The organism is Mesorhizobium tamadayense (genome assembly GCF_003863365.1).
GTDB classification, from domain to species: domain Bacteria; phylum Pseudomonadota; class Alphaproteobacteria; order Rhizobiales; family Rhizobiaceae; genus Mesorhizobium; species Mesorhizobium tamadayense.
Genome location: NZ_RQXT01000069.1, coordinates 23,391 through 30,819, shown reverse-complemented (window position 1 = coordinate 30,819; position 7,429 = coordinate 23,391). Strand labels below are relative to the sequence as shown.

Genomic DNA, 7,429 nt, shown 5'->3' with positions numbered 1-7,429 from the left:
GGTTTTCGTGGATAATGCATTCTTCAAAAATCGACAGCAGGTGTGTCCGGTATCTGCTGCTCAAACAGGGCCCAGAAGCTAGAGCCCCGGCTTACAGAATACCAATGCTCGAAATCCACAAGCGCGGCATGAATGCTGGCGGATTGGTCACCGCTCGAGCCCCGGAACATTGCCAGCGCGACCGGGCCAAAATGCGAGATCACCTCCAAGCGCGCCTCGCTGTCTGCATTCCAGCCGAGACGAGTGCGCAGAGCGGCGAAGGCGCTCGCCACGGCGATGTCCTCGCTTTCCGCCGGGTCTATCGCATCGGCGATGACCTGCATGAGGTTGAGCCGCCTGAAGGCGAATGCGCGGTCTTGCTCCAGCGCCGCAATCCGCCTTGCCGCCTCGTGCCGGAAACTCGTCTCCGCAGCCTTGGCGGCCTCCGCCGAAGTCCTCAGTTCAAGCAGAAAGGATGCTGGCATCGCGTCACCTCCTCGGAAGGGTTCGTCACATTTTCAGGGCCAGGCTCTAAGAAGATGGCGGAAGAGAGTGGGAGTCGAACCCACCAAGGACCGGCTCGCGGCCCCTCCCGGATTTGAAGTCCGGACGCCCCACCGGGGACGATGCTCCTCCAGAGGCCTCTGTCGGAGGACCATTGTCGTCCTGGCGGCGAAAAAGGTCCAACCGATGTTTGTTGATGCGCCGCAGGTCGCCGCGCCGCAAGGTGACGCCGTGCCGGTCGAGAAATTCGAGGATGTGAACGGCGACCTTACGCCCGCTGCCCGCACTGTCGCGAAACTGTCCGACGCTGAACTGCCTGTCACGCTCGGCCGCCAGATTGCAGACGATCTCGACGATCTCAGTCAGCGCCGAGCGAAGGAAGAAGTGATCATGCGCAACCTCATGCACCATGCCGATGCGCCCAATAAGCTTCAGAAGCTTGCGGATTTCCGCTTCCGGCCTGGCAAGCTCTCTTGCGATGTCGCGCACCCTTGGGGGATGGAATCTCACCGGGCCGGCCATCAACGGCTCGATTTCCAGCCAGAGAGCTTCTTCCTTGGCCGCGAGACGGACCTCATGGCCCGGAAGCCGTATCCAGGCGCCGTCAAGCTCAATCTGACCGGCGCGGACGAGGCTTCGCATGGCAGCGGCGAAGGCCGATGCAGGAAGACACGGATCGAGCTGAAGGCGCAGCTTTTCCATTCCGATGCCCGGTAAATCCGGGTTCTCGGCGTGAAAGGTCTCCAGGATTATGCTCAGGTCGCGCTTGAACCGAGCCCAACGCATTGACGAGACCACGAACTGCGTCTCACCGACGGAAATAGTGGCAAGGCGGAGACGGTCGACCAGGCTTGCGACCTCATCGACGCCGAGCGCGCGGTCGCGGGCGAAGGCGCCCAGGTCTAGGTAGCGGGGCGGTGTGTCGAGGAGCGTAGCGACCGACTTTTCCGGAACAGGGATGGCTTGTGCTTCGAGTCTAGCCAGCCGTTCCGGTGTGCGGCGTTTCCGGCTAGGCGGCCTAAGATCGATGAAGCGCCCGCCGCCTATGGTTCGCTGCGCAGAGGTGTCGCGCATCACGTAGGTGTCGCCGGCCACAGCAGCGATCGGGCTCTCCAAAACAATCTGCACCTTGGTCGTGCCGCCTGGTGCTATAGGCTCATCGCCGAGAAGAACGATCCTAGCCCCGACCTCGGTCGCGGCGTGATGGAGCCGCACCGGGAACCATTGCCCGATCGGCTTTCGCTCGCCGGGCAGCACACGCAGCTCGGCGTCGATCCTGTCTGTCGGCGCGTGAAGCGCGGGATCGAGGATCACATCTCCGCGCCGTACCGCCTCCTTGCTGACGCCGTCGCCGGCCAGATTGAGTGCGCAACGGCTTCCGGCGCGGCCGCGCTCGGCTACCCGGTTCTGGGCGTGGATCGAGCGAATGCGCGCGGCGAGCCCCGAGGGGCTCACCACCACGCTGTCGCCGACACCGACAGAGCCCGAAAGGACGGTGCCGGTGACGACCGTGCCGATGCCGCGCAGGGTAAAGCAGCGGTCGACAGCCAATCGAAAGCGGCCCGAGGCTGAGCGTCCGGCAAAGCGCAATGCCTCTTCGAACAGCAGGTACTTGAGGTTATCGATGCCTTCGCCCGTGACTGCGGACACAGGGATGACCCCAGCCTCGTCCAAGGTGGTGCCGGCGAGGGCGGTGCTGATGTCCGCAGTAAGAGCAGCGCGTCGCATCGGGTCGGCCAGATCGCACTTCGAAAGCACGACCAGCCCGCGCCTGACGCCAAGGAGATCGATGATCGCCAGATGTTCACGCGTCTGCGGCATGATGCCGTCATCGGCAGCCACGACCAGCAGCACGAAATCGATGCCGCTGGCGCCAGCGACCATGGTATGCACGAAGCGCTCATGGCCGGGAACGTCGATGAAACCGACGACGTCCCCGTTCGGCGTCGGAAGATAGGCGAAGCCAAGATCGATCGTCATGCCTCGCACCTTCTCTTCCTTGAGCCGATCCGTGTCGACGCCGGTCAGCGCATGCACCAGCGCCGTCTTGCCGTGGTCGACATGTCCGGCCGTCCCGACGATCATGGCGCAAGCTCCTCGAGCGGCGAGATGGCGCGGCGCTGGGCCTCGGCGACTTCGTTCGCGGTGAGCGCAGTGCGCGCCGCGTCCATGTATCGGCCTGCGAGGACGCTGCCGCCTGCTTGCGCGCGCAGGAGCCAGGCATAGGCTTCGACAGCGTCGGCGGGAACGCCCGCCCCGAGATGGCAGGCGGCGCCGAGCATGGCCTGAGCGTCCGCATCGCCGAGCAACGAGGCCTTGCGCCACCATCGGACCGCTTCGGCAGGATCGCGCGATACGCCGAGTGCATTGTGATAGAGCATGCCGACACGGGTCATCGCCGATGCGATGCCTTGCTTGGCGGCGGCCAGCGCCCAGCGTCGCGCTTCGGCAATGTCAGGCTCGATCACCTCACCCTCGAGCAGCATCCAGCTCAACATGTCCTGCGCCGGTCCGTCGCCTTGTTCGGCCGCGGCCCGGTAGAATTCGGCCGCGCGGTGGTAATTCTGTTCGACGCCTTCGCCGCGGAAACACAGCGAGGCGAGGTTCCGCTGCCCGACCGGATCGCCGGCTTCGGCGGCGAGCGCCAGCCAGCGGGAGGCGAGATTGCCGTTACGCTCGACGCCGAGCCCCTCGGCGAAGCAGGCGCCGACGTTGTTTTGGGCGCGAGCCGATCCAGACCGCGCCAGCGGCTCCCAGATGCCGAGCGCTGTGGCGTAGTCGCCGCGTTTGGCAGCGTCGAGGGCGACGGCTAACTGGTCAGCCACGGATGTCCGGGCCGGCTTGTGCGCGAGACGATCAAGCCACCGCACCGCCGCCTCCTGGAGAGAAGCTTGCAAGATTGGCCGCCAGGCTCGCCTCGTCCTCGAGGCAGCGCAGATCGAGTATGAGCGCCTGCTTTTCGATGCGCCCGATCACCGGAATGGGCAGCGCCCGCAATGCTGCCGCGAGCGCTTCCAGGGCCTGACCGCTTCCTGATTGGTGGCTGATGGCAAGCCCGGCGCTCGGAACGGTGTCGAGCGGCATTGCGCCCGATCCAACCTGGCTGCGGCAGTCCGCGACGTCCACTGCAAATTCATCGCCGAGAACATTGAAAAGGACGGGAGCGAGGCGCCGGGCCTGCGCGGCAATATCGATAGCGGGGCGCGCGAGCAGCCTCAGCGTCGGCAAACGTTCTACCAGGCGATCCGGGTTGCGATAGAGCTTCAGCGTTGCCTCCAACGCGGCCAGCCGGAGCTTGTCGACACGAAGCGCCCTCTTCATCGGATTTCGGTTGACCTCGGCAAGAAGATCCTTCCGGCCGACGATGAAACCCGCCTGCGGCCCTCCGAGGAGCTTGTCGCCAGAGAAGGTGACGAGATCGGCGCCGTCCGCAATCGCCTCGCCCACGGTAGGCTCGTGCGGCAGTCCGTACTGGGTGAGATCGATGAGCGTGCCGGAGCCGAGATCGTGGATCAGAGGCACACCGCGCTCCTTGGCGATCGCCGAAAGCTCACGCGCCGAGACCTCCGCCGTGAATCCATCGATCCGGTAGTTGGACGTGTGCACCTTGAAAAGAAGCCCGGTCGCCGGACCGATGGCCGACAGGTAATCCCTGGGATGCGTGCGGTTGGTGGTGCCGACCTCAACGAGTTTCGCGCCCGCGCGGGTCATGATGTCCGGCATGCGGAAAGAGCCGCCGATCTCGATCAGCTCGCCACGCGACACGACGGCCTCGCGGCCAAGCGAGAGCGTGTTGAGGACGAGAAGCACCGCGGCCGCGTTGTTGTTGACGACGGTCGCGTCCTCGGCCCCGGTGGGCTCGCATATGAGGGCCCGTACATGATCGTCACGTTCGCCGCGTCTGCCCGTCCCGATGTTGAATTCGAGCGCCACCGCTTCGCCCATGGCAGCGTGCATCGCCTCTAAGGCTTCGCCCGCGATGAGCGCGCGGCCGAGATTGGTGTGCAGCACAGTCCCGGTCAGATTGAAAACCGGGCGCAGCGATGGGCGCTCCGCGGTCTTGAGGCGGACGAGCGCGTCGGCGGCGAGGTCGCTCGGCTCAGGCACTGCAGCCCCGGTACGGCAGGCCGCCCGTGCTTCTTCGAGCGCATCCCGGATGGCGCGCGTCGCGGCCTGCTGCCCGAAGCGCTCGACGGCCGCGGCTGCGAGCGGAGACTTGAGCACGCGATCGACTGACGGGAGATCGCGCAGGCGGCCTGTGGGCAGACTGGTCATCGCGCCCTCAATAGCCGATCAGGAAAGGGTTGAAGGAACCGCGGCTATGGCCGCCTTCGCGGACGAGGATGTCGAGCCCAAGCGTCGCCACGTCGTCGGCAACCGGGTCGAGACCGGGATCCTTGTGCTGATGAAGGATCTTCACATAGCAGCCGCAGGAATCGCAGGTCTCTGCCTTCACAGTGCCCGGTCCACCTTCGATCTCCTGGTAGCCGATGCCCTTGGTCGAGCCGCACAGCGTGCATTTGATGCGCACGTAGTTCCACAAAGTGCCGCACAGCGAGCATGCGCAGAACCGCGCCCCGTGAGCGCCCTGCCAGCCGACGATGATCGAGGATGTCGGCGGGCTGCCGCAGGCGGGGCATGCGCCGTCGCTTACCGGCACCAGCGCGCGGGCATCGAGGCTGGCGGCGAGACGGGCGAAGTGAACCTGCAGCGCGGCCGCGACATAGATGTGCTCGGCGAGCGCCTCCATCGGAATCGCGTTAGCGAGCACATTGCGCACCATGCCACCGCGCTTCGCCGGAGTAGCCTGCTTCAAACGGTCCAGCGCGTCGGCCGCGGCGACCGTCTTCTTGATCTCCGACGCCGCTACGACCAGGCGGTCGAGAGTCTCGGCGGCCGTGTCGGGCGCGAGGTTGCCGCGGTCGAGCGGCGGCATTCCAAAGATGCGCGCACGCTCGCGCGCTGCGGCATCCGGCATCTCCGGCTCCGCCAAGCCTTCCTGGATGCGGTGCTGCACATCGGCGAGAGCGGCAAGGAAGCGGAGATAGGGACCCAGGTCATGACCTGCCGCCAGCGCGGTCCACCGCTCAGCGCGGCGAGAGAACAGTAGCGCAGGCTCAGGAAGGCGGGCAAAAGGAGGAGCGGAGACTTCGCCGATGGCGGTGGGGTCGGAACCGGCCGGAATGATCTGTCTTGGCATTCGAACCTCACGAACCGCACGGGCCACGTGGTGCCTGACCGGCGCACACAATCATGCGCAAACACAAAACTAGGGCGGAAAAGTCATCCCGCCAGCGCTCGCTCTATTTGGCGGGCTTCTGCCCCGACGATCCTGTTCCCTTGCTCGATCTGGTTACGAGCTCCCGCAGCCATTTGCGGTGGTGCCGCCAGGCCCAACCGCCAGTCACCCGTCCGCGGGTCATGGCGGAAATGGTGCCGCGCACCCAAATGGCCGAGTAGAAATGGACGATCCAGACGCCGATGATCGCGACTGCGGCGATGGAGTGGACAAGTATGGCCAGGCGCTTCTGATCGATTGTCGTATACTGGGAGAAATATTGATCCCATGCCACCAATCCGGAGGAGATGAGGATCACGATCAGCACCGACATTGACCAGAAGACGAGCTTCTGGCCGGCATTGTACTTGCCGACCTCAGGGACATTGTCCTCGTGATTGGCCAACACGTCACGGAAACGCGCGAGCCACGTTCCGTCATCGCGTCTCCACAGGTTGGCCTTCCAGAATCGAAGGAAAAGCCCAAGGAAGCTGAAGAAGAGCACGACACCGATCCATGGATGGATGAAGCGCGTGAACTGACCCCCGCCGAAAAGGCCGGACAGGAAGAACAGGCTCGGGTGAAACATCGCGAGGCCGGATAGGGCGAGCAGGATCAAGCTCGCCGCCGTGATCCAGTGGTTGATCCGCGCGCCGATCGTGTAGCGGTCCACGATAACCGGCTTGCCGGGATGTATCTGTTCGTTTGGCTTCAGGTCATCGGCGGGCATGGCTGTCGCCTTCCGTCAACTCTTCGGCGCGCTCCTCATCCGCCTCGGTTACCCTGTTCGGTCCCATGATCAGATGGTGGAGCAAGCCGACGCCGGCTGCCACGCCCAAGACCGTGAGGCCCGCATATTTGGTCACACCTTTCCACGCCTCCACGAGCGGACTGATCCTCGGTTCCTTCGGAAGGCCCGAGTAGAGTTCCGGCTGGTCGGCATGATGGAGCACGTACATCACATGCGTTCCTCCGACGCCCGGCGGATCGTAGAGACCGGCATTGGCGAAACCGCGCGACTTCAAGTCCTCGACACGCTTGGCGGCCCAGCCTTTCATCTCGTCCTTGGTGCCGAACACGATCGCCTGAGTTGGGCATGCCTTGGCGCAGGCCGGGCCCTGGCCGACTGCGACTCGATCTGAGCAGAGCGTGCATTTATAGGCCGTGTGGTCGACTTTGGAGATGCGCGGGATGTTGAACGGGCAGCCCTTGATGCAGTAGCCGCAGCCGATGCAGTTCTCGTGGACGAAATCGACGATGCCGTTCGAATACTGCACGATCGCACCCGGCGCCGGGCAGGCCTTGAGGCAACCGGGATCGGCGCAGTGCATGCAGCCATCCTTGCGGATCAGCCATTCGAGCTCGTTGGTCTCGGGATTGTCCCATTCGCTGTAGCGCATCAGCGTGAACATGTCGGGCGTCAGGTCGGGAGGATTCTCGAAGGCGCCGGCGAAGACGCCGACCTCCGGGTGCGTGTCGTTCCACTCGATGCAGGCCGTTTGGCATGCCTTGCAGCCGATGCATTTCGAGACATCGATGAGCTTGGCGACTTCGGTTAGCTGCTGCTCGGGGGCAGGGACGGTCGACGCCGAGCGGCGGATGAGGTCCTTCTCGGAAAAACGCGGCGCCGTCTCCGTCGTCGAAGGATTGGGAAGGGGAGGAAACATC

At 64.7% G+C, this 7,429-nt stretch carries 6 protein-coding genes, 1 tRNA gene and 1 pseudogene; all 8 read right to left on the bottom strand.

Translation table 11 applies throughout. The features are described from left to right. Window positions 1-23: 23 nt before the first annotated feature. The 8 genes and pseudogenes from EH240_RS33115 to fdxH all read right to left on the bottom strand — a co-directional run bounded on the left by EH240_RS33115 (window position 24) and on the right by fdxH (window position 7,428). Window positions 24-323 carry a hypothetical protein gene (locus tag EH240_RS33115; RefSeq protein WP_125006449.1) on the bottom strand — a complete coding sequence of 100 codons (300 nt, stop codon included), beginning with the start codon at window positions 321-323 and terminating at the stop codon, window positions 24-26. A 196-nt stretch (window positions 324-519) separates the two neighbouring features. Further along, a tRNA-Sec gene (locus EH240_RS38320) sits at window positions 520-615 on the bottom strand. A gap of 126 nt (window positions 616-741) precedes the next feature. Then, window positions 742-2,568: pseudogene (selB, locus tag EH240_RS33110) on the bottom strand (selenocysteine-specific translation elongation factor); the annotation flags it as partial. Further along, window positions 2,565-3,353: a tetratricopeptide repeat protein gene (locus tag EH240_RS33105; protein ID WP_125006445.1), complete on the bottom strand. Its 789-nt coding sequence runs from the start codon at window positions 3,351-3,353 to the stop codon at window positions 2,565-2,567. The gene EH240_RS33105 and the pseudogene selB, both read right to left, overlap by 4 nt. Next, on the bottom strand, window positions 3,340-4,758 hold the full coding sequence (gene selA / locus EH240_RS33100) for an L-seryl-tRNA(Sec) selenium transferase (RefSeq protein ID WP_125006443.1): 1,419 nt from the start codon (window positions 4,756-4,758) through the stop codon (window positions 3,340-3,342). The genes EH240_RS33105 and selA overlap by 14 nt, the downstream gene beginning before the upstream one ends. 7 nt (window positions 4,759-4,765) lie before the next feature. After that, a complete protein-coding gene (fdhE, locus tag EH240_RS33095) occupies window positions 4,766-5,683 on the bottom strand; it encodes a formate dehydrogenase accessory protein FdhE (protein WP_125006441.1) in 918 nt (305 codons plus the stop codon). 103 nt (window positions 5,684-5,786) lie between these two features. Continuing rightward, window positions 5,787-6,491, bottom strand: a complete 705-nt coding sequence (locus EH240_RS33090) for a formate dehydrogenase subunit gamma (RefSeq protein ID WP_125006439.1) — start codon at window positions 6,489-6,491, stop codon at window positions 5,787-5,789. Beyond that, window positions 6,478-7,428, bottom strand: coding sequence for a formate dehydrogenase subunit beta (gene fdxH / locus EH240_RS33085; RefSeq protein ID WP_125006437.1), 951 nt, complete (start codon window positions 7,426-7,428; stop codon window positions 6,478-6,480). Before fdxH ends, EH240_RS33090 begins: the two co-directional genes overlap by 14 nt. Window position 7,429 lies beyond the last annotated feature (1 nt).

Coding starts and splice junctions, on each gene's coding strand:
- EH240_RS33115 (WP_125006449.1), bottom strand. CDS start 323: ATGCAGGTCATCGCCGATGCGATAGACCCGGCGGAAAGCGAGGACATC.
- selA (WP_125006443.1), bottom strand. CDS start 4,758: ATGACCAGTCTGCCCACAGGCCGCCTGCGCGATCTCCCGTCAGTCGAT.
- fdhE (WP_125006441.1), bottom strand. CDS start 5,683: ATGCCAAGACAGATCATTCCGGCCGGTTCCGACCCCACCGCCATCGGC.
- EH240_RS33090 (WP_125006439.1), bottom strand. CDS start 6,491: ATGCCCGCCGATGACCTGAAGCCAAACGAACAGATACATCCCGGCAAG.
- fdxH (WP_125006437.1), bottom strand. CDS start 7,428: ATGTTTCCTCCCCTTCCCAATCCTTCGACGACGGAGACGGCGCCGCGT.